The following is a 22,049-nucleotide window of genomic DNA, read 5'->3' on the forward strand; positions in this document are numbered from 1 at the left end:
GAAAGACATCCTTCATCCTGAGCCTGACAGGCACAAAAAAAGCGAACCTCAAATGAGGTTCGCTTTATGAGGCTGCCAACTGTGGGACAGCAGTGGCCCGAGGGCGCGTTTTTTTATGGCTCATGTGATGGTTTCCAGGGAAAAACGCCACCCTGGATTCGATCAAGAGTGACTTGAACGTGGGCGTCTCCTACTGGGTCACAGGCGGCGCGGGACAGGGCAAGGCACTCATCAGAGGCCGAGAGCGCGCTATTGAGTGAAGGACCGCTTTATTGATAAACAGATACATTTTTGACGTGAAACCCGTGGGGATTGGCGCCTATGCCCATCGTCACTTGTGCTAGCATAAAATCACATTCCAAATTTCGATGGAGAGACACCATGGTGGGGTTTGAATTTGCCACCACGCACCGCGTGCTGGTGGAAGCGGGTGCGGCAACCCGCTTGCCTGAACTGTGCCAGCAGCTGGGTGCAAGCCGGGTCATGTTGGTCACTGATCCGGGTATTCGCAGCACCCCCTTGCTGGGACCAGTGGAAGAGAGCTTTCGCAGCGCCAATATGCCGTTGACGATTTTCGACCAGGTGACTGCGGACCCTGCGGACTCGGTCGTGCTGGATGCTGCTGCCAGTGCCAAGGACGCCGGCGCGGATCTGGTGATTGGTTTTGGCGGTGGTTCCTCCATGGATGTGGCCAAACTGGTTGCGTTGCTGTCACACCCCAAGGCCAGCCAGCAATTGTCCGATATCTACGGCGTGGGCCTGGCAACGGGCCCGCGACTGCCATTGGTGCAGGTGCCGACGACCGCAGGTACCGGCTCTGAAGTGACGCCGGTGGCCATTGTGACCACCGGTGCGACCACCAAGGCGGGCGTTGTGGCGCCGTCGTTGTTACCGGATCTGGCTGTGCTGGATGCCGAGCTGACCCTGGGGTTGCCGCCCCATGTGACGGCCGCAACCGGCGTGGATGCCATGGTGCATGCCATCGAGGCGTATACCAGTGCGCACAAGAAGAACCCGTATTCCGACATGCTGGCCCGTGAAGCGTTGCGCCTGTTGGGGGGGAATCTGGCCACGGCGGTGAAGGAGGGCAATAATCTGGCTGCCCGGGAAGCTTGCCTGCTAGGTGCAATGATGGCGGGGCAAGCCTTTGCCAATGCCCCGGTAGCCGCAGTTCACGCACTGGCTTACCCTCTGGGAGGGCATTTCCACATTCCCCATGGCCTGAGTAACTCTCTGGTGTTGCCGGAAGTGCTGCGCTTCAATTTGCCCAAGGCGGCGCCGCTTTATGCCGAGCTGGCGCCCATTCTCAGTGATCGCCCCTTTGCTGACCATGAAGACGGGGCAGGGGTGTTGATTGCGGCGCTGGAGTCGCTGATCAGTGAGGTGGGCCTGCCAGTGCGCCTGCGCGATGCCCGGGTCACCGAAGACAGCCTGGAAACGCTGGCCTCGGATGCCATGCTCCAGCAACGGCTGCTGGTGAATAACCCCCGTGAAGTGACCGAGGCGGATGCCCTGAATATTTACAAGGCAGTGTATTGATTCAAGAGACGCAACAGGTGATATGCAGCACTTCAGGAAATAACACGAATGAGTAGTGATAAACCAAGCCGTCCTCAGCGTGAGGAATACGGCTATCTATGCCCGGTGGATAGTCGCTGGAGCGATAACGATATCTACGGCCACATCAACAACGTGGTGTATTACAGCTATTTTGATTCCACCATTAACCGCTACCTGGTCGACGAAGGCGGACTGGATATCCACGAAGGCGAACACATCGCCTATGTGGTCAGCTCCGGTTGTGACTATCTGGAAGCGGCAGCCTATCCGGAATCATTGGTGGTGGGGATGAAGGTGGACAAGCTGGGAAACAGTTCTGTGCGCTATGGATTGGCACTGTTCGGCAGTGAAGGCCCGGCCAAGGCCACCGGTTTTGTGGTACACGTGTTCGTGAATCGAGCAACAGGGCGGCCTGTCGCCATTCCTGATGCCTTGCGCGAAGCGTTAGCGCGACTGGCACAATAGTGTGCGTTATCGTTATCTGAAAAGGGTGATACCCAGAACAGCTTGCTGATAATGTAGGTCGACTTAGGCGTAGCCGTAAGCCGACAATCAGCCGTTTGCGTTGCTTTGCGTGCAGGATGTCGGATTACGCCTTTCAGACTCTCTGTGCCCTTGGGTAAATGCGACCTACATGGCGATGATAGGAAAAAGGCGGAAATGGGTGTCAGCCCATTTCCGCCTTTTTACGTGTTGCATACGGCGTGTTGCGTGCCGCGTCTTAGTTAGGGAAAAAGTTCAGCTTGTAATCGCCTTTCCAGGTTTCCACATTCATGGCGCCGAAGTTCATTTTTCGGGCCACCAACAGGATTCGCCGTTCAAGCTTGTCGTCACCCAGTTGGCTGGACTTGATTTTCACGTCCAGCACGTCGCCGCTGGGGGCGATGGTGAGCGCAAGTACCACGGTCCCTTGCAGGGCAGGATTGCTGCGCAATGCGCGCTGGTACTGGCTGTTGAACTTGCCAGCATAGCGGTCGAATACGCGGCGCAACTGCTCCTGGGTGCGGCGACTTTTGCCATCGCTGCCTTTACGCGAGGTACTGGCCACTTCGCCGGCCTGGGCGATCTTGCTGTCCACCTGCTTGCCACCACTGCCGACGGTGCCGGAGGACAATGTGCCACCGCCTCCGCCGCCACTTGAGGCACGGGCTACGGCAACGCCGCCGGAGCCGCTGCCGGCACGGGTGCCGATCAGGTCACGCTCAGCCTTGGCTGTGGTGTTGCCGCCGGTTCGCAGGCCGCTGCCAGAGTCCACCAATGGGCCGATATCGTCCAGCCCGGCCAGAGAGTCACCCAGGTCCTCTTCCAGTTTGGCCTGTGCTTTTTCACGGGCCTGCTGGCGTTCCTGAGGTTCCGGTACCGGTTTGGGCTTGGGCTCGGGTTTCGGCTCAGGCTTGGGCTCCGGTTCAGGCTCCTCTTTTTTGGGTTCTTCCTTTTTCTCTTCCGGCTCGGGTTCCGGTTCGGGCTCCGGCGGTGGTGGCTCCTTTTTCTTCTCCATGACCAGTTGCGCAAGGCGCTCAGGAATTTTCTGCTGCTCACGGCGGTCCGGTTTCTCGATGGTTACCGCGTTTACCATGATCATGATCAGCAGGGAGAGAATCAGCAGAACGATAACGATGCCGTAGAGGCGTCGGTCTTCCCCTTCCTGTTTGTCCCAAGGCAGCGAGCCGTCGATCAGTATGCGCAGCTTGTTATTGTTTTTCTGCGTCATTCCTCTTCCTCCTCTGCGACTTTCAGCACAGCGAAGGCGACTTGTGTGTATGGGGTCTCCATACAGCTACGCATCAACTTCTTGATCACCGAGTAGGGCACCGAGCGGTCGGCAAGAATCATTATTTCCCGGTCTTCGTCCGGGCTGATTGCCAAGCCCTGTGAAGCGCGGAAATTCAATTCTTCCACTAGCGCCGCCACGGTACGCTCTTCCTGATTCCTTACCGTTTCGGTATCAGCGATTTTCTGCCCAGCAACAATGATATCCATGGGGCTCACCTGAATGGTCAGCACCTCGGTGGGCAGTTCCTGGGCAATGGATTCCGGTAACTGGATATCCTGATTGTCCGGCAGCTTGGCCGCATTGTTGTTATTCACCAGCAGAAAGATCAGCAGGATGGTGAAAATGTCCATCAGGGAGGTCAGGTTCAACGTGGCTACGGCTTTGTGCTTGCCGTGGTGCCGGGCCATGCGGCGGGCGCGGGATGACTTCTTCATGCATCACCTCCCTTGCCGGCGTTGTTGGCGCTTTGATCCTTGGGCGCTGAACCGATGCTGATGCTCGGGAACAGCTCTTTCTTGATGGTCTGGCCGTTGACCTCGCTGTTGTACAGACGCACAGCGTCCATGGTCTGGATCATCACCTCATAGGGGGTGTCATCCTCGCACAGCAGGGTAATGGCGGTCTCATTGGGAAACTTCTCTTTTACCTTCACCAGGTAATCGTGCAAACCGGTGCTGTTGGGTGTCTCGCCATTTTTTTCCACAATTTTGAGCACTGCGCTGGTATTACGGTCGACCACTTCATAGCGGTTGCCGTAAATCAGCACTTCAAGCACCAGCTTGTCTTTTTCGTCGTCTTCCGAGGGGGTGCTGCTGTCATTCACGGCGGGCAGGTCGAGTTGCAGGATAGATACCTGCGCGAAGACCGCGTTGATCAGCAGAAAGGGAATCAGCACTACCATCAAATTCAAAAAGGCAGTGATGTTCAGTTCCACCTCGGTGTCGTGCGAACGTCGTCTGCGAAAACGCATACCAGATCCTTACACCAGGTTAGCGAAAACAAGAATCGGCTTATTGGCCGTCGTTCTTGCGCTCTTGCTGGGCAGAAACCTGGCGGAATACGTTAACGAATTTCACCGAGGCCATTTCCATGCTGTCGACCAGTTTGCCGGTCATGGAATTGATAAAGGCGAAAGCCAACAGCATGGGGATCGCAGCGATCAGACCGAACGCCGTGGTGTTCATGGCAACAGAAATGGAGGCAGAAAGCAGGTCAGCTTTCTGGGCCGGGTCTGCGCTGGCGACCGCAGTAAAGGCGCTGATCAGACCGAGAATGGTGCCGAGCAGGCCGAGCAGGGTAGCGATGTTCGCGAAGGTGGCGATATAGGGGGTGCGGGTTTCCAGGCGCGGAATGATTTCCATCAGGCCTTCTTCCATGGCCAGTTCGATGTCATCGTGGCGCTTGGCGGATTTGGCACGCTCAAGACCGTAGCCAATCACCTTGGCCATACCCGTGTTGCTGTTGCTGACCACGTCCAGCGCCTGGCGGAACTGCCCTTTGGCAATCAGCGGGTAAACATCTTTCCAGGTCTTCTGGTTTTTTGCCTTGGTGGCCTGGAGGTAGATGATACGCTCCAGAGACAGGGCCAGGCCCAGTGCCAACACAATCAGAATGGGGTACATGAAAAACCCGCCATCCTGAATAAATTTGATAGACGTCTCAATGACACCCAGATTTTGGGCGGCAGCGGCGGTGGTGGGCATGAACTTCTCCTGCGATGTTTCTGTTTAGCGTTATTGTTGAGCGCAGCGACGTTTCGGCTGTTGTGAACGTGCTGACGCCTTTCCCCAAAGTGTTCGTTTTTATCAGAAAAAAAGCGTGCAAGCACGCTAATGCTATTTACCGTGTTTGTTTATTCCAGAAACAGGCCGTCATTGTCCGGTTCCTGGGTCAGCAGCTGGTGGTACTCTATTTCACGCATCAGTACTTCCTGGTCCAGTGGCTCCAGTACCCGGTTGAGCAATGATGAGGTGGGATCTTTCTTTTCCAGTTTCACTTCCCGATCTTTCCAGGGCACCACGTTCAGCACGGTAGGAGCTTCCTGGGTGCCGATGACGTTGGTAGACGGTTCGCTCGGGTCATCGGCGGCATAGCTGGCAGTGGCCAGCAGCAGTGCAGCAAGGGGCAACAGGCTTCGCATCAGTTTATCTCCCCGGGGTTAAGGGTAGAGCCGTTCTCGGCAACCGGTTGGCTGGGTTGATCCGGCGCACGGCGCTCCAGATCGACAATCCAGTTGGCTACGTTTTCGTCCGGCAGTTTCTGCAGGTTCTGATAGGCACGGAAATGATTCAGGGCCAGGTTCATGTCCTGCAGGTAGAGCTCACCGAGTACAGCCAGATTGAAATGGGCGCGGGCATATTTGGGGTCAAGCACCAGCGCGCGCTCATAATGAATGCGCGCGCTATCGAACTCGCCTTGCTCGCGCAGGGCCAGGCCGAGCCCGTTGTGGGCGTAGGGATTGGCATCATTGATGGCCAGGGATTGCTCGAAAGCCGCCTGGGCCTTGTCGTAATCCTCCAATTCCATCTGTATCAAGCCAATGTTGAGCTGTGGCCCGGACAGTTGCGGGTAGCGTTCCGCCAGAGACTGGAACATGACCAGTGCCTGTTGGTTGTTGCCCGCCATGCGGGTTTTCAGGGCACGGGCGTATTCGCCCATGGCCTGTTGCGCAATTTTCTCGACTTTCGGGTCGTGGGGCACCGGTGGAATATGCACTGCATCGCTGTTGGCAGCAGCGCCGCCACTTTTCTGCTGTTCATATTTGCTGGTGTTGCCTTCGGCAGTACCGTCCAGCCCGCCGCCGCCCTGGGTGGCACAGCCAGCGAATAGCAGTACCAGCAAGAGAGCCGCGCCGCGTGTTGCGTATTGCGTGCTGCGTGCTGCGTTAATAGATAATGTCGACATAGCTCTCAACCTGTTCAAACTTCGCATAACGGCCGGGAATCAGCTCTGCTAACGCGGTAAAACTCTTTTTTACCCACTGATCATAGATGTCATCGGTGACCAGGTTGGCATTTGCGATAAGAATATCGATGGCCTGATCCTCGTAGGGCAGGGCCTTGTCTTCAAGCAGCATGGTGTATTCCTCGAGCTCAAGCTCATCCATGCCGTTGGGCCGCTCCGACTTGATCAGATCTCTGGCCAGCACGCGATACATCTCGCCAATCTTGTAGTTGGCGGCGGTGGCGTACTCGGCGACGCCGATCTGGGCCACAGCCTGATAATCCGCCAGCGCTTTTTTCATTACTGTGGTTTTTGCAGCCAGCGAGGTTTTCAGTGGCTGTTCAAGCTTGATGCGGTTGAATTCCTGGAAGTTCGGTTCAGCCAGAGTAAAGCTGGCGTAGGCGGCGAGCCAGGCGACGCGGTCGTCGGCATTGTTGCCGGCATCACGGTAGCTGGTGACCAGTTGTTTCAACCAGTAGGTTTCGCGCTCGCTGTTGGCGGTTTTGCGGTTCAGTTCCACCAGCCTGAATTGTGCTTCGGAGCGGAAATCATAAGGTTGTGGCCATTCCTGCAGGTACTGCTCGTAGAGCGCAATCGATGCTTGCGGCTTCTCGGCCCGGTCCTGCATTTCGGCGGCGCGCCACATGGCCTGGCGGGCCAGTTCATCGTTCTCGCCTTTATGGTTAGCGGCGATCAGGGTCAGCTCACCGGCAGCGGCGGTATAGTTGCCTTGCTGTTCGTAGGCCACCGCCAGTTTGTCCGGAATGGTATCGGCCAGCGGGTCGTTCGGGTAACGCTGACGGAAAGATTCGAGGACGGGAATGGCATCGGCGCTACGCTGCTGCTGAATGAACAGGGTGGCGGCGTCAAACTCGGCATTCTTGCGTACAGCGGCTTCCGGCACCGCCTGACCAACGCGCAGGAAGGTGGCGGCGGCCACGTCCAGGTTGCCCTGGTCCCGCTGTTGCTCGCCCTGGCGGTAGATGCTGAGCGCCAGTTTTTCGCGGTATTCAGCGCGTTGTTCCGGCGGCACTTCCAGTAGCAGAAGCTTGTTGTAGGCCAGTTCGGAAACCTTGAAGCGGCCAAGATCGAATTCGCCGTTGGCAATGGTGGCCCAGCCGTAGCGAAGCATTTCCGGCGCCGGAGCCGGATCGCGACTGACCAGAATGCCGGCGGTTTTCACTGCACCTTCCACATCACCAAGAGCGAGCTGATCTTCGGCGGTATCGTGCAACACGTTGGTTGCCTGCGGGTGTTGCGGGAAGTTTTGTCCAAACTTCTGGGCGCTGGCGATTTTCTGTTGGCGCCATTGGGTGGCCTGTTCCTGCTCGAGCTCGCCATCAAGAATTTTCTGGTAGGCAACCAGCGCGGAGAAGGCGGCGTCGCCACCGGTGGTGTGTTCGGGGTAGCTATAGGCGGTGCGCTCGAATTCGGTGATCGCCGCCGGGTAGTCGTTGGCGGCGAATAACACATCGGCGTAGCGGTGGTTCACGTCACCCTGATTGGTGCTGACCGGCGGCGTATCCAGGAACTCTTTATACCAGCGTGCCGGGGCCTGGTAGTCGGCAGGCTTGCCGGATTTCTGGGCGAGCACATGGTGGTATTCGGCCAGGTCGAGGATATGCCCCTTGAGCAGATCCACATATTGCTGGCGGATATCCGGGTGGCGGTTCCAGTACTCGCTGTTCACCCCATAGTGATCGATGAATTTTTCTTTCGCCGGCAGTACCAGTGTCGGGAACCCCCCTTTCTGGTAAGACTCGATCTGCAGAGTGGAGAACTCCGGGGCCAGGCGGGAATCCGGATAGACCTGAACGAACATGTCGTAGGTTTCCGCCGCATCGCGGAAACGTTCCTGATTCAGGTAGACGTCACCCAGGGTGCGGTAAATCTCCGGTTCGTAGTCCCGGTTGCCGTTGCGGGCAAACCAGGCTTTCACTGACTTGGCGCCATTCAGGTTGCTGAAGCTGAGGCTGACAACCCGTTGGGTATCGCCGAACAGCTTGCTTTCCATGCTGGTGTCATCAGCCAGTACGGCCTCGCCGTTCAGGTTGTCCAGCAGGGTAAAGAAACTGTTCTGGGCGCGTTCGTATTCGCCCAGTTTGTAGTAGCTCCAGCCGTGCTTGTACAGCGCCTGGTTATAGAATTCGTTACGCTCGCCCCGTTCGATGACGTCGGCATAGGCTTTTTCTGCGTATTCGTAGTCGCCTTCCGAGAACAGCATTTCACCACGCCGGAACTGAGCTTCCAGTGCCCATTCGCTATTGGGGTATTGCTCTACCAGGGAGTCGAGACTGCTGCGGGCCTTGTCCAGGTCTCCATCCATGGCGTAGGCCTTGGATAGCAGGTAATAGGCTTCGGCGCGTTCGTTGGCGTCGTTGGTGCTGTTCAACAATTCCTGATACAGCTGAATGGCGGTGCTGTAATCCACATCCTCGTCGGCCAGGGTGGGGGACATGGTACCCGCCAGATCCAGCAGGGCCAGCTTGCGCTCGGTGTCGTCGGTGGTTTTCACCTGGGACATGGTGTTGTCGTAGACGAGCTGGTCGACTTTCTGTTCCAGCTGCGCTTCTTCTTGCTGGGCGATCTGCATGTCCTGTTCGGTGGCAGATGCCAGTGCCAGGTCGGCCATGCGCCGCAGGGTCTTGGCCCGGCGCTGCGGATCATCGAACAGTTCAGCTGCCTGACGGTAGCTGTTCAAGGCATCCTGGGTGGAGGCGCTTTCCAGTTGCTGCTCTTCAATGACAATGTCTGTGCTTTCCAGGTCCGCCAGGGTGGTTCCCCCGAAACGGGCCTGTTGCTCCAGGGTGCCACTTGGCGGTGCGGATGCGCAGCCCCCCAGGGCCACCATCGCGGCTGCCAGACTATGCAGGCGAAATCGTTTCACGATCCTTTCCTCTGGTTCTTCTCACCGGAGACAGACGAGTCTTGCAGGCGGGCAATGGCCAGGTGTGCTTCGGCCAGCTGGTCAGCCAGCTTTTGCTGGTTGGCGTGGAGCAGGGCGAGGGCGTCGGCCTGCATATTTTGCTCCAAGGCCAGCAAGGTCTCTTCTGTCAGGTGCTTTATTTGTTTTATTTTCTGGTCTTGTGCGGCGAGGCGCAGGCCTACGTCGTCACGGGTGCGCAGGGTGGCATCGCGGATTTGCTGGCTTATGGCCGCAATACGCTGCGCCAGCACCTGGCTTTCTTCGCGCAATTGGGTAGCAGCTTGCACTTGTTGCTCGCGCTGTTCCACCGACTGGTGGGCAATATCCCAAAGTAACAGGCCACGGACCCGGCGCAGGCGAATGGCGTTGTTGTGATCAGAGCCAGGGATGCGACCGAATTGGTGGGCGAGGGCATCGACTTTCTTCCACATGATGGCCTGTTCAGCATTGGCCACATCGGCGGGGTTTTCCAGATCCACATAGTTGGGGATACGGTTGGCCAGTTTGTCGCTGGCCTGGCTGAGCGTTTCCTGGCGGCTCATCAAGCCGGTGACCTGACCACGGACATGGGGCAGGTTGCGGTTCAGTGTGTCGCGTTGTTGTTGGTAGCTTTGCTGCAGGGCGGGAAGGGCGTCCTGCCAATGCTCCACCATGGATTTGATCTGTTGAATTTGCCGGTAGTGCTCAAAGCGCTGGGCAAAATGATTGCTGGAAAACAGCTTGTATAAATACGACAGCTCGCCGCCTTTTGCCATGTCGCTGGTATTGGCGGGGAGTAATCCGGCCGCGTTTTCGTCTTCAGGCAGCAAGGCTTCGGACCAGCCAGGTTTGGCGATGTTATCGATGGCGCGCTGAATGTCCTTAAGGGCCTCGCGGTATTGGGTGGCTGCATACTGATAGCCCGACAGCGCTTGGGGCAGGCCGCCGAGCTCTTCATAGGCGCGGGGTGCCAGCATCAACGCTTCCTGCACGGAGGGATGGCTGCTGTTACGGTGCACGGCTTCCAGCCACAGGGGCAGGGCCCGTTTTACGTCGCCGGCGCGGTAGTTCGCCAGGCCAAGCGCGAGCAGGGCGTCTTCGGAGAATGGGCCGTCGCTGCGTACCTGGCGCAGGGCGGCGCGGGCATTCTCCAGGTTGCCGCCTTTCAATTCTGTCAGGCCTGATGCCAGTGCAGCCCGGTCGCGCAGTGCCAGAGCCTGATTGCTGCTGCCGCCGGCGGACAGCAAGGATTTAAGCAACTCGAGGCCTTGATCCTGGTGGCCGGCCCGGATCAGCGCTACCCCCATGTTGTAGCTGGCGTAACGGCCTTCGTCAGTGTTCAGGGGAACGGAGTGAAGATAATCCAGGGCACCGGTGAAGTCGCCTTCAGCCATGAGGATATTGGCCAGCATCAGGCGGCGACGGGCTTCATCGGCCGGTTCCAGGCCTTGCATATTGTCGCCATCGAGAATCATGGCGGCGTCGGTGTAGTTGCCTTCGCGGTAGTGCAGGGCGGCTTTGTGTAACCAGGTCTGGGCGCGAGTGCGGCTGCGAATATCCTTTGCCAGCAGCCGGTTGAAGATTACCTCGGCTTTGCCTGGTAGCCCGTAGGTAACATAGAGGTCACCAAGGACCAGTTCGGCGTAATCGGTATCTTCATTGAAAAGTTGCTGCTGTTGGTTGGTCAGCAGCAGGTTAATGGCGTCGAAGCTGGCTTCGCGGTAGTAGTCATACATGACTTCTCCAAACGCCAGATAACGGTGCTCTTCTTCGCCAAGGACCTGTGGGCCAGTGTCAATCTCATCGAAGAACTCAACCTTGGCGGCCTGGGCCGGAGTCAGGTTGATAGCTAACAGCGAACACAACAGCCACCGTTGCATGCGGGGTCGTGTCATTGCTGATTCCACTCACGGAATTGGAATTTGTGCTGTTGGTTATTCAGGTCATCGACCATTTGCATTTCCACCATTTTGCGGCCGGGGCCCTTGGTGAAGCTGTAACTGGTGGTTTTCTGGTAATCCTTGCCGAGGGGGTCGTAGCCGGTAATGGTGGCTTCCATGACGTGGCGACCGCTGGTCAGGTTGCCGGTATACAAGCGCTGGATGCCGCCCTTGGTGAGCGCCTCGAATTCCTGGTCGGAATAAAAGTGGTAACCAACATGGTCACCGTCGATGGTCAGGTTGATGTCCACCAGTCGAATCGGCGTGCCCACGTCGACGGAGACAAATATGCTGGTCTGGGGGCTGGCGTAGAGCAGCTCCTGTTCCAGCAGGGTGAGATCCCGGTTCAGGTTGAGGGCTTCGCTCTTGAGTTGGCGAATCTGCTCGGACAGACCATCGTCGTCAGCCGCACCGGCAATGGAACACAGGCTCACTAACACGGCGCCGCAGAAGGGCAAAAATGCTTTCATGGGTGGCGATCGCTTCTTTTGTTGTTATGGGCCGCCAACGCGGCATTCTTTAGTGCCTAGTTGTAATCAGAAGAACGGCTTAAATCAAGGGTAACCATCGGTCATGATTGGCCCTTAGCGCCACCGACGGAGGCTTCTATAGTCAAGTTTATGGATAGCAATGATACGAATTTGCCACTGGTGCTGCGACGGGCATTGTCCGAACGGGGCTGGAACGAGCAGATAGGGTACCGGCCCGGTGCTGGTGGAGAGACTGCCAGCAGCGGCTTGCTGACGCATTCCGGAGGGCGCTGTTTTGTCAAAATGCACCCGAATGCCGCATTGCTGGCAGCGGAAGAAGCCGGGTTGCGGGCCTTGGAGCCGTGGTTACGGGTGCCGCAGGTACAGGGCCGGTACGCCGATGAGGCGGGCGGGGTCCTGTTTCTGGACGCTCTGGCGCTGGAGCCACTGGGGCAGGCCGGGTGGTGGGCTGCCGGGCAAGCCCTGGCCGGGCTTCATAGCGGGGCCACAAACACGGTTTATGGCGGTGTGGCGGACAACTTTATCGGTGGCATGGTGCAGCACAACGGCGACGAAACCGAATGGCCGCGTTTTTTTGCCCGTCAGCGGCTGCGGCCACAGCTGAAATGGGCAACGGAGAAGGGGCTGCCGGCGCCGGCCTGTCGCGCCGTGCATCGGGTTATTGACCATCTGTCGAAGTGGTTGCCGCGCAGGCCTGCCAGTGGGTTGTTGCACGGGGACCTGTGGATGGGGAATCTGGGCCAAATTGACGGCCCAGAGCCGGTGTTCTTCGATCCGGCCTGTTATTATGGCGACCCGCAGGTGGATCTGGCCATGCTGAACCTGTTCGGCCGACCACCCGAGGCGTTTTATCATGGCTACCAGGGGCATTTGCCGACACCGGAGCAACGGGCACGGTGGCCAGTGTATGACCTGTATCACTGGTTGAATCACTTCAACCTGTTTGGCCATTGCTATGCCTCCGCTGTCACCGATACGGCCCGGTTGCTTTGCCGGGAGCTGGAATAGCTGGCGCCAATACTGATGCTTAACCCAAGGATACCGATGCACATTATCGCCGATGCCAACATGCCCGGTTTGGAGCCTTTCGAGGCCTTTGCCACCGTTGAGCGAGTGGACGGCCGCACCCTGACCCGGGAACAGTTGGGTGAGGCGCAGGTTCTGCTGGTGCGGTCTGTCACCCGTGTGGATGCCACCTTGCTGGCCGGTTCACAGGTGCGCTTTGTAGGCTCCGCCACTATTGGTACGGACCACGTGGATCTGGCGTACCTGGCCCAGGCAGGCATTCCGTTTGCCCATGCGCCGGGCTGTAATGCCCGTGCGGTGGCGGAATATGTGCTGCAATCCGTGCTATTGCTGTGCGCGGCCCAGGGGCGATGCCCACGGGAAACCCGGGTGGCAGTGGTTGGCCTGGGGAATGTGGGGCGTCGCGTAGCGGACTGGCTGGGAGCGCTGGGCATGACGGTGCGCGGCTGTGACCCTCTGCTGGAGCGTGCCGGTTACGCCGGGCCGGTGAGCCTGGTCCCGCTGGATCAGGTGCTGGATGCCGATATCATCACCTTGCATGTGCCGCTGACCCGCACAGGGGATGATGCCACCTGGCATCTGCTGGATGCGAACCGGCTTGCCCGGTTGGGGCCGGAACAGATGCTGATTAACACCTGTCGCGGGCCGGTTATCGACAATGTGGCCCTGTCCCGGCAGCTGGCCGGTGGTGCCGGGCCGTCAACGGTGCTGGATGTGTGGGAGGAAGAGCCGACGGTGCCGCCGACGCTGTATCAGCAGGTGCTGATGGGCTCGCCGCATATTGCGGGTTACAGCCTGGAAGGCAAGCGCAAAGGGACCCGCATGCTCTATGACGCGGTGTGCGAGTGGGCAGGCAGGGAAGCGGTGGCAGAGACGGCTGGGGAGGATGCGCCAGTGTTGCGGCAGCCGGTGGCGAGTGATGCGGACCTGTTGGCGTTACTGCAAGCAGCATATCGGCTGGACGATGATTACCGGCGATTGGGCGACAGCTTGAATGAAGCGGCCCCTGCTGCGGCCTTTGATCGCCTGCGTAAACAGTATCCTGTCCGTCACGAACTGCACCACTGGCAGCATGACGGGGCTGTTGCGGACGCTTGGGCGGCAATTATCCGCCGACTTTTTGAGCCCGATGGTATTGCGCGGTAGGGTACTGCCACTGATCTTCCAGGTGCTCGCAGGCACGCTGGATCATGTCTTCGGTAATGGGAATTTCCCGGCCGTCCTCATCGATGATGGCCGCGCCGTGGAAGTGCGATGCTGAGGATGTGTTGTTCAGGTTCATGTTTCATCCCTGCTTGTGCAGTTGGCCTTTAAATTTACTTAGCGACTGTCGGTGACAGCAACGCCATTTTTGTATCTGGATATGACCCTTTTATGAAAGTTGATCAAGGTCTTTGTCTCGGTGTGTTGGTCAACCCTTATGCCGGGCTGGGTGGCAGCGTGGCCCTGAAGGGGAGCGACGGGGTGCAAACCCGGAATGAAGCCCTGCGTCGCGGCGCCGAACCCCAGGCACCAGGTCGGATGAGCCGGGCGCTGAAAGTACTGTCCGCCGTCACCAATGTGTCTGTTTTGACCTGGGGTGGAGACATGGGCGAGAACAGCTGCCGGGCGGCAAAGGTTCCTTGCACGGTGATTGGTGAGTCGCCCATGCCCAGCAGCCCGGATGATACCCGTGCTGCTGCTGCTGCCCTGAAAGCGGCCGGGGCTGAACTGATCCTGTTTGCCGGTGGCGATGGCACCGCCCGGGATCTGGTGGATGCCATCGGGCTGGGTACCCCTGTGCTGGGCGTGCCGGCAGGATGCAAGATGCATTCTGCCGTGTATGCGGTGAATCCAGAGGCGGCGGGAAGTCTGCTGGCGGAGCTGGCCGGTGGCGGGTTGGTGGCGCTGGAGAGTGCCGAGGTGCGGGACATCGACGAAGCTGCGTTTCGCGAGGGTGTGGTCAAGGCCCGTCACTATGGGGAGCTGCAAGTACCGGCAGAGGCCCGTTACCTGCAGCAGGTGAAATGCGGCGGACGGGAAGTGGAAGACCTGGTGATTACCGAAGTAGCGGCCTGGGTGGCAGACAGTCTGGAAGACGACACCTGGTACCTGATGGGGTCTGGTTCCACGGTGGCGGTGGTGATGGAGCAGCTGGGGCTGGACAATACGCTGCTGGGCGTGGATCTGGTCCGCAATGGCGAGGTGGTCGCCGCGGATCTCGGTGCCAGGCAGTTACTGGAGCACATTGGCGATGCGCCGGCCAAAGCCGTGATCACCGTGATTGGCGGCCAGGGGCATTTGTTCGGCCGTGGCAACCAGCAATTCAGCCCTGCACTGATTCGCCGGCTGGGCAAAGAAAATATTCAGATACTGGCTACCCGAACCAAACTGGAAACCCTGGAAGGGCGGCCCTTGCTGGTGGACAGTGGCGACGCGGCGCTGGACAAGCAGTTGTGCGGGTTATGGCCGGTGACCACCGGGTATGAGGATCAGATTCTTTACCGGGTGGGGACGAATGCAGGGGATTAGCGGTCAGTCCCCTACGAAGCTGCTGTAGGAGTTTGCTTGCAAGCGAACCTTTTCGGCTGCAAGCAGCCTCCTACAGTGCTCCTGCTAAAACTCTTTTTGATTACCCGTGGCGCTTTTCCTGCAGCGCCGCGATGCGGTCATCCAGCGGCGGGTGCGAAGAGAACAGGGCTTTCAGCCCTTGCTTCACGCCAGAGTTGATACCGAAAGCCACCAGGGTGTCAGGCATCTGGTTAGGCACCTTGGACTCCGCTTTCAGCCGTTGCAGGGCGGAAATCATGTCGCGTCGGTCAGCCAGTTGAGCGCCGGCCACATCGGCCCGGTATTCCCGGAAGCGGGAGAACTTCATCACGATGGTGCTGGCGGCAATGCCGAAGATAATTTCTGCCACGATTACCACGATGTAGTAACCAAAGCCCAGGCCGCCGCCACCGTCACGACGCAGGAAGCTGTCGATCACATAACCCACCACGCGGGCGGCAAAAATCACAAAGGTGTTTACCACGCCCTGGATCAGGCTGAGGGTGACCATGTCGCCATTGGCCACGTGGCCGATTTCATGGGCCAGCACCGCGCGGACTTCCTCGGGGCGAAAACGGCTCAGCAGCCCCTGGGAAACCGCTACCAGGGCATCGTTCTTGTTCCAGCCGGTAGCGAACGCATTGGATTGCTGGGCCGGGAAGATGCCCACTTCAGGCATCTTGATACCGGCCTTGTCTGACAGCTCTTTCACCGTATCCAGCAGCCAGCGCTCCGCCTGGTTGCCGGGCTCCTTGATGATCTGCACCTTGGCGGACCACTTGGCCATGGGCTTGGATATCAGCAGTGAAATCAATGAACCGGCGAAACCGAATACCGCACTGAAAATTAGCAGGCTGGTCAGGTCCAGGCCACTGCCACTCTGGGCGAAATAGCTATTAACGCCAAGCAGGCTAAGGGTGATACTGGCGACCACAATAACCGCCAGGTTGGTAAGCAGATAAAGCGCGATGCGCATCATCGTGGGGTTTCTCCATCAGGTAGATAATTATTTATTGGGGGCGGGGCGCAGAGGGTTCAAGCCTTGGGCTATAATTTGCCTTTACCGGCTGAACGGAAGTCATCCTGTGTCTTCCGGCAGCATGCTGTATCCACCTTTATGCCTGTATTGATCCCTATGCGCTCGTCCCAGTTATCAGACCTTCTTGACCCGTATCTGGTTCCATTGTCCCAGCCAAAACATCGCCTTTTTCATGGCCGTGGCAAAACGCTGCCATCGCTGGAGTGGCTCACCGTGGACTGCTTCCCACCGGTGCTGGTGGCAACGCTATTTCGCCCCCAGGACGAAGCGGTGCTGGCGGGTCTGGAGGCCAGCCTTGGCGGCGCATTGGCCGGGCTGGGGTGTCAGACATTGGTGTTCCAGCACCGGTATGACGGCAAGGCCGAGAATGTGGTGGTAGTTGGTGAGCTAGCGGACAGCCCGGTCGCCACAGAGCAGGGGCTGGATTACAAACTGGATTTCCAGCGCGGCCAGAATCTGGGTTTCTTCGCCGACATGGCGGAGGGGCGTCGCTGGATTCGGGAACGGGCGGAGGGGCGTAAGGTGCTCAATCTGTTCAGCTTCACCTGCAGTTTTTCGGTGGCGGCGCTGGCTGGCGGGGCACACTCTGTGGTGAACATTGATCTGTCCGGTGCCGCCTTGACGCTGGGGAAACAAAATCACGCCCTGAATGGTTTCCAGGACGCCAGGGTGCATTACTTGCCCCACAATATTTTTCGCAGCTGGAAAAAGCTGCACAGCCTGGGGCGTTACGATCTGATTGTGGTTGATCCGCCCAGTGCCCAGAAAGGCAGCTTTATGGCGGAGAAGGACTACCCGAAAGTGCTGCGTAAACTGCATAAGTTATTGGCGCCGGAGGCCGACCTGCTGATCTGCCTCAATGCGCCCTGGCTGGATTACGCCTGGCTGGAGCAGTGTGTGGCCGATAATTTACCGGGGGCCGAGCTGCAAGCCCGGCTACCTGGCGCCAGTGGATTTGACGAAGCGGGGGAGCCTGCGCTGAAAACGCTCCATTATCGTTATCAGCGCCCCGCGATGCTTGATGTGCCTGCAGATGGTAGACCTGGTGCGTAGCAAGGCCTGTAGGGATGTGCTACCTGTGTAGTGGCCTGTGACCGGGTGATACTTTATGGATGAAGGAGAGCGACATGAAGCGGATTTATCTTGCGGTGGTAGTGGGTGCGTCTCTGGGCCTGTCTTCCCTGGGGCTTGCCGATGAACGGCCGCCGGAGGGCGCCAAGCCCATGTCCGAATTGGCAAAGATGATTGAAGAGCAGGGGTATTCCCCGATTACCGAGATTTCCTTTGATCGGGGGCAGCTGGAGGTGGAGGCGTACAAAGGCACCAACAAGCGTGAGCTCAAGGTCGATCCCAAGAGCGGCAAGATTCTGTCTGATCGTCGGGATGATTAAAGATCGCTGATCGCCGGAGCTGAAAGGCTGTGTTGGGCGATTGTCGTGGCCCAACAATCGCCCTGAGGTCATTCCTTTTTTGCTGTATCGTGCTGTTTTCTATACGCCGTTGGGGTGGTGTGGAAGCGGCGTTTGAATGCAGTGTTGAAGGTGGATTTGGCATTGAATCCGACATCATGGCAAATCCGGGTCACGGGTTGTCGGGTGTCTGTCAGTGCCTGTGCTGCCGCCTCAAGACGAAAGCCGTTAATCCAGTCATAAAAATGGTGGCCGGAGCATTGATTGATCGCCGCAGAGGCCTGATGCGTGGTGACGCCGCAGTGTGCTGCCAGTCGCCCCAGGGTCAGATCATTTTCTCTGAATAATCCTTTTTTCATGGCGTTTTCCAGCAACGGGAAAACAGCGTGCGCGTCATCGTTTTTTTCGTTTTTTGCACAAGCCGGTATCTCTTTCGCTGTTGCTTTCGTTGCAGCAGCAAGCGGTGGTGCTTGCTGCACGGGAAGATTAATTCGGGTCAGCAACAAATAGGTGAGGTAGGCCGTGGCTGGTGCCAGCACAAAAGTCAGCGAAATGCGGATATCGAACAAATAGAACAGCGCCAGCCTGGCGGCAATGGACAAGGCGATCAGTAGCTGGAATGTTTGCAGGTTGCCTACCCATTCAATCACTGCACTGCGGCGGCTCTGGATTCCCTGTTGGCGTTGTTGCCACCAGTAAAAAAGGCTTAGAGCGCCAATGATGGCCAGATAAGGGTTGCCGTACAGGGTGATGGGCTCCCACAGGTCATGGTTCTTGCGCCCGGCCAGCATCCAGTAGATTTTCTGTTCCGGGGGCAGGCTCCAGAAGGGCACGGCGAGGGCGGCCACCAGCAGCACCGGTAACGCGTGCGTCCAGCGGCGACGCCGCGACCTGGCCAGGACGTTCTGCCCTTGCAGGGCACGAATATAGCCATAGATGCAAAACGGGATCATCACCACGACAGGGTCAGCCAGCTTCAGGAAGAAGGGCCAGTGCTGGAACAGATCTGTGGAGTGATACACAAATTCCAGCGATTGCAGAACTGCCAGCGCAATCAGTGCAAGCAGGTAGGCCAGTGGCAGTCGATGTTGTTGGCGATTGACCATCCAGCTCAAGCCGGCCAGCAGCAAGGTAGAGCTGATGCTCAGGCACACGATAGCGGCGCCTGCAGTCCAGTAATTCATCGGGATCTCACGTTCGAATGGATCGATTTGAACCTGTAACTTTTTGAATTAAAACGGATAAATTGTTTTGTTTCGAGTCCATCGAAGCGGGCGTTCTGCCGCCAACAGTCCTGTCTAATAACACGCTTCCATCGTCAGAATGATAACAAATCGAGGAGGCTATCATGCGATTCAGCACTGGCATTGCCATGCTTGGCTGCGCGCTCTTATTAGGCTGTAGTGAGGATTCGGAAAAAGCAAGTCCACCAACAACAGGCCCCGATTCTCCCTACCAGGCAACGGTGCGCTACACCGAGTATGGGGTCCCCCATATCACCGCAGAAGACTACGCCAGCCTTGGCTACGGGGTGGGTTATGCCCAGGCCCGGGAAAACCTGTGTACCTTGTCTGAACAGCTGATGAAGCTGAAATCAGAAAAATCCCGTTACCTGGGAGCGGGGCAGGGCAATCAAAATCTGTTGAGTGATGTGGGCTATAAAGCGCTGGATTATCCGGCGCAGGCGCAGCAGCTGTTTGCACAGCTGTCTGCCACGTCGCAACAAATGCTGGCTGGGTACAGCGCCGGGTTCAATCAGGTGCTGGAAGAAAGCCAGGGAGACTATCCTTCCCCTTGCCGTGGGGCGGAATGGGTAACGCCGATTTCAGCTGAAGACTTGTTGGCCTATCAGCTTGATCTGGCAGGCCTGGCCAGTAGCCGGAACTTCATTAGCGCCATCGCTGCGGCACAGCCGCCGTCGGCAGCAGCCGGCGCCCGGGCTGCATTCAACGTGAAATTGGACGCCAAACAGGTGCTGACCTCTGAGGGTATCGGCAGTAATGGCTGGGCCTTGGGGGCGGAGCGCAGTGAGTCCGCCAATAGCTTGCTTCTGGCCAATCCGCACTTTCCCTGGGATGGGGAACTGCGTTTTTTCCAGAATCATCTGACCATTCCCGGCGAGCTGGATATCACTGGCGCGACCCTGGTCGGGTTGCCGGCGGTGGTGATCGGTTTCAACGAGCATCTGGGCTGGACGCACACGGTTTCCCAGTCAAAACGTTTTACCCTTTACCAGCTTGAGCTGGATGGCAGCGATCCCACCCGCTATCTGTTTGATGGCGAGAGCCGCGCCATGACCCAAAGGGAAGTAACCGTTCAGGTCAAGCAGCCGGATGGCAGCCTGGCGCCGTATTCCCAGCCGGTTTACTACAGCCACTTCGGGCCGATGGTGAACCTCGCTTCCCTGTCGCCCTCACTGGGGTGGAGCAGTGGTTCTGCGGTTACGTTCCGCGATGCCAATGCCGGTAATACCCGCATGCTGGACCAATGGTTGGCCATGGATAAAGCGACCAGCCGTGAAGAATTCTTTGCGGCATTTGAAGAGCACCAGGGCATTCCCTGGGTCAATACGCTGATGATCGACAAATCCGGCTCGGCCAGTTACATCGATGGCACCCAGGTACCGCAGTTGAGTGCCCAGGCGGAAGGCTACTGGCGCGCCGCATCGCAGAGCCCGCAGCTGGCACCCATCTGGCAGGATGGTGCAGGGAGCGTGCTGCTGCCCGGCAACAGCTCTGTGTATGAGTGGGTGGACAGTGGCGATACCCTGACCCCGGGGCTGGTGCCTTTCAGCAAGGCGCCACAAATGACCCGCGACGATTACCTGTACAACGCCAACAGCAGCCACTGGTTGAGCAATCTTGAAGCACCACTGGAAGGATACAGTGTTCTTTACGGCCCTGAAGACACCGTGCGTAGCCCACGTACCCGTTACAACGCGGCGATGATCAGTGACGAGTCCGGCAGTGGCCTGTCCGGTGCCGATGGCAACTTCAGTGTCAGCGAATTGAAAACCGTGCTGAGCCATAATGGCTCGCTGTTCGCCGGTGACTGGACCAACCAGCTGACCCAGCGTTGCACCAGCTACAGCACCGCCGAGCTGGATGGGGCCGTTTACGATTTGACCGCAGCCTGCCAGGCGCTGGTGAACTGGGATGGAACCTATAACATCACCAGTCGCGGGGCTCACCTGATGCGTGAAACCCTGCGCCAGTTCCGGGTGAGCGGGCATCGTAGCCTGGCTGACAGCCTGTTTGCGCAACCTTTCGATGCGGATAACGGGGCGACAACGCCGTCAGGCCTGGCGCCCATCGATACGGCCAACCCCGAGCAGGACCCGGTGCTGGTTGCGTTGGCTCGCGCCGCGAAAATGCTGACCGATAATGGCATCAGCCTGGATGCCCCCTTGGGTGACATCCAGTATTTGATCAAAGCGCAGGGAGAAGCCGGGATCCCCGTCAGTGGCGGCTACTCCTATGAGGGCGTGTTCAATATGGCGGAGAGCAAAACCGCGTCGCGCAGCACCTCTGACTTTGCCAACAATGTTATTGGCAGCCCGCAACCGGACAGCCTGCTGTTTGCGCTGGATGAAGATGGTGATGGCACGGATGAGCTGGCATACCCGCCCAATTACGGTTCCAGTTTTATCATGGCGTTGTCTTACACCGATGAAGGACCCCAGGCGGAAATGCTTCTGAGCTACAGCCAGTCACATGATCCTGAGAGTGATTTTTTCAGTGACCAGACGCAGCAGTACAGCCAGTTGCAGTGGCGCCCTGTGCGTTTCACCGAGTCCGAGGTGGCCGATAATACGGTGGAGACCCTGGAGCTGATGCAGGAGCGCTAATGCTCCGTTTCACTGAAGCCCGCTAAATGTCCCGACAGCAAAAGGCCCACATGGTGTGGGCCTTTTGCGTTGGTGCGCGGTGATTTAAAGGTGGCGCAGTTTATTTGGCGCCGAGCGGGGCGAACTCGTCCTTGTCTACCGGCTGCGGATTGCGTGACAGCAGGTAGCGCACCAGCGCCGTAGTGCGAGCGGAGTCCTGGGCACGTATTGCCTGAATCAGTTGTTCGGCAACCGTGGCTTTTTCCAGCTGCACTGAGGCGGGAAGTTGCGGATCGGTTTCTTCAAAGCGTAGATCGCTGAGAGCGGTGAGCAGCACAAAAGCGCGGTTGCTCAATACGGCCTGTTCCAGACCTTCCTGAAAAATGGTGGCCTGGTACCGCAGGTAGCCTTCTTCGGCGAGCCACAGCATGGCGCCCAGGCAGCTCATGTGTCGGGTGCTGTGCAAACCCACATCATCCACCTCGGTGGGGCCGATAATATCTTCCACGTACAAGGCGCCCGGGCGAGGGAAACTCATGTAGCTCTGCATCAGAATGCGGGCCACATCGTGGGTGAAATCATCGATATGCAGGTGGGACATGGGCTT

Annotated in this window: 21 protein-coding genes; 8 read left to right on the top strand and 13 right to left on the bottom strand. The window is 58.2% G+C overall.

Features of this window, described 5'->3' with window-relative positions:
• Window positions 1-381 precede the first annotated feature (381 nt).
• Window positions 382-1,539, top strand: coding sequence for an iron-containing alcohol dehydrogenase (locus COA55_RS03180; protein ID WP_290500624.1), 1,158 nt, complete (start codon window positions 382-384; stop codon window positions 1,537-1,539).
• 48 nt (window positions 1,540-1,587) lie between these two features.
• Entirely contained in the window at window positions 1,588-2,025 is a 438-nt protein-coding gene (locus tag COA55_RS03185) for a thioesterase family protein (RefSeq protein WP_063518735.1), read from the top strand.
• A 256-nt stretch (window positions 2,026-2,281) separates the two neighbouring features.
• Here COA55_RS03185 and COA55_RS03190 read toward each other — a convergent pair whose 3' ends face one another.
• The 9 genes from COA55_RS03190 to COA55_RS03230 form a co-directional block, all read right to left on the bottom strand.
• Window positions 2,282-3,271 (bottom strand): TonB family protein, encoded by a 990-nt coding sequence (locus COA55_RS03190; protein ID WP_063521612.1) that lies wholly within the window; start codon window positions 3,269-3,271, stop codon window positions 2,282-2,284.
• Window positions 3,268-3,768, bottom strand: a complete 501-nt coding sequence (locus COA55_RS03195) for a biopolymer transporter ExbD (protein ID WP_063521611.1) — start codon at window positions 3,766-3,768, stop codon at window positions 3,268-3,270. Before COA55_RS03195 ends, COA55_RS03190 begins: the two co-directional genes overlap by 4 nt.
• Complete coding sequence (locus COA55_RS03200) at window positions 3,765-4,304, bottom strand: biopolymer transporter ExbD (protein WP_290500625.1); 540 nt, start codon at window positions 4,302-4,304, stop codon at window positions 3,765-3,767. The genes COA55_RS03195 and COA55_RS03200 overlap by 4 nt, the downstream gene beginning before the upstream one ends.
• 40 nt (window positions 4,305-4,344) lie before the next feature.
• The gene (locus tag COA55_RS03205; RefSeq protein WP_007151030.1) at window positions 4,345-5,037 is read right to left on the bottom strand and encodes a MotA/TolQ/ExbB proton channel family protein; all 693 of its coding nucleotides are present in this window, start codon (window positions 5,035-5,037) and stop codon (window positions 4,345-4,347) included.
• A gap of 149 nt (window positions 5,038-5,186) precedes the next feature.
• Entirely contained in the window at window positions 5,187-5,474 is a 288-nt protein-coding gene (locus tag COA55_RS03210; RefSeq protein ID WP_290500626.1) for a hypothetical protein, read from the bottom strand.
• Window positions 5,474-6,238 carry a tetratricopeptide repeat protein gene (locus COA55_RS03215; RefSeq protein ID WP_290500627.1) on the bottom strand — a complete coding sequence of 255 codons (765 nt, stop codon included), beginning with the start codon at window positions 6,236-6,238 and terminating at the stop codon, window positions 5,474-5,476. The genes COA55_RS03210 and COA55_RS03215 overlap by 1 nt, the downstream gene beginning before the upstream one ends.
• Window positions 6,219-9,164 (bottom strand): tetratricopeptide repeat protein, encoded by a 2,946-nt coding sequence (locus COA55_RS03220; protein WP_290500628.1) that lies wholly within the window; start codon window positions 9,162-9,164, stop codon window positions 6,219-6,221. Before COA55_RS03220 ends, COA55_RS03215 begins: the two co-directional genes overlap by 20 nt.
• Complete coding sequence (locus tag COA55_RS03225) at window positions 9,161-11,077, bottom strand: tetratricopeptide repeat protein (RefSeq protein WP_290500629.1); 1,917 nt, start codon at window positions 11,075-11,077, stop codon at window positions 9,161-9,163. Before COA55_RS03225 ends, COA55_RS03220 begins: the two co-directional genes overlap by 4 nt.
• Window positions 11,074-11,592 carry a hypothetical protein gene (locus COA55_RS03230; protein WP_063521606.1) on the bottom strand — a complete coding sequence of 173 codons (519 nt, stop codon included), beginning with the start codon at window positions 11,590-11,592 and terminating at the stop codon, window positions 11,074-11,076. The genes COA55_RS03225 and COA55_RS03230 overlap by 4 nt, the downstream gene beginning before the upstream one ends.
• Window positions 11,593-11,742: 150 nt before the next feature.
• Between COA55_RS03230 and COA55_RS03235 the strand changes: the two genes are divergently transcribed.
• Window positions 11,743-12,621 (top strand): fructosamine kinase family protein, encoded by an 879-nt coding sequence (locus COA55_RS03235; protein WP_231880780.1) that lies wholly within the window; start codon window positions 11,743-11,745, stop codon window positions 12,619-12,621.
• Between the two features lie 36 nt (window positions 12,622-12,657).
• Window positions 12,658-13,785 carry a 4-phosphoerythronate dehydrogenase gene (locus COA55_RS03240; protein ID WP_063538595.1) on the top strand — a complete coding sequence of 376 codons (1,128 nt, stop codon included), beginning with the start codon at window positions 12,658-12,660 and terminating at the stop codon, window positions 13,783-13,785.
• Here COA55_RS03240 and COA55_RS03245 read toward each other — a convergent pair.
• Window positions 13,745-13,921 (bottom strand): PA1571 family protein, encoded by a 177-nt coding sequence (locus tag COA55_RS03245; protein ID WP_197468714.1) that lies wholly within the window; start codon window positions 13,919-13,921, stop codon window positions 13,745-13,747. The two genes, COA55_RS03240 and COA55_RS03245, sit on opposite strands and share 41 nt — an antisense overlap.
• Window positions 13,922-14,013: 92 nt before the next feature.
• Here COA55_RS03245 and COA55_RS03250 point away from each other — a divergent pair, with 92 nt between their 5' ends.
• Window positions 14,014-15,150 carry an ATP-NAD kinase family protein gene (locus tag COA55_RS03250; protein WP_063520907.1) on the top strand — a complete coding sequence of 379 codons (1,137 nt, stop codon included), beginning with the start codon at window positions 14,014-14,016 and terminating at the stop codon, window positions 15,148-15,150.
• A gap of 100 nt (window positions 15,151-15,250) precedes the next feature.
• Here the strand turns inward: COA55_RS03250 and htpX are convergent, their stop codons facing one another.
• Window positions 15,251-16,147: a protease HtpX gene (gene htpX / locus COA55_RS03255; RefSeq protein WP_063520908.1), complete on the bottom strand. Its 897-nt coding sequence runs from the start codon at window positions 16,145-16,147 to the stop codon at window positions 15,251-15,253.
• A 204-nt stretch (window positions 16,148-16,351) separates the two neighbouring features.
• Between htpX and COA55_RS03260 the strand changes: the two genes are divergently transcribed.
• The gene (locus COA55_RS03260; protein WP_231883988.1) at window positions 16,352-17,260 is read left to right on the top strand and encodes a class I SAM-dependent methyltransferase; all 909 of its coding nucleotides are present in this window, start codon (window positions 16,352-16,354) and stop codon (window positions 17,258-17,260) included.
• Window positions 17,261-17,334: 74 nt separating this feature from the next.
• Window positions 17,335-17,598 carry a PepSY domain-containing protein gene (locus COA55_RS03265; RefSeq protein WP_290500630.1) on the top strand — a complete coding sequence of 88 codons (264 nt, stop codon included), beginning with the start codon at window positions 17,335-17,337 and terminating at the stop codon, window positions 17,596-17,598.
• Window positions 17,599-17,666: 68 nt separating this feature from the next.
• Here the strand turns inward: COA55_RS03265 and COA55_RS03270 are convergent, their stop codons facing one another.
• The gene (locus tag COA55_RS03270; protein WP_290500631.1) at window positions 17,667-18,800 is read right to left on the bottom strand and encodes a helix-turn-helix transcriptional regulator; all 1,134 of its coding nucleotides are present in this window, start codon (window positions 18,798-18,800) and stop codon (window positions 17,667-17,669) included.
• A 164-nt stretch (window positions 18,801-18,964) separates the two neighbouring features.
• Here COA55_RS03270 and COA55_RS03275 point away from each other — a divergent pair, with 164 nt between their 5' ends.
• A complete protein-coding gene (locus COA55_RS03275) occupies window positions 18,965-21,463 on the top strand; it encodes a penicillin acylase family protein (RefSeq protein WP_290500632.1) in 2,499 nt (832 codons plus the stop codon).
• A 100-nt stretch (window positions 21,464-21,563) separates the two neighbouring features.
• Here the strand turns inward: COA55_RS03275 and COA55_RS03280 are convergent, their stop codons facing one another.
• On the bottom strand, window positions 21,564-22,043 hold the full coding sequence (locus COA55_RS03280; protein WP_290500633.1) for a hypothetical protein: 480 nt from the start codon (window positions 22,041-22,043) through the stop codon (window positions 21,564-21,566).
• Between the last annotated feature and the right edge of the window lie 6 nt (window positions 22,044-22,049).

The organism is Alcanivorax sp. (genome assembly GCF_002733835.1).
Lineage (GTDB): Bacteria > Pseudomonadota > Gammaproteobacteria > Pseudomonadales > Alcanivoracaceae > Alcanivorax.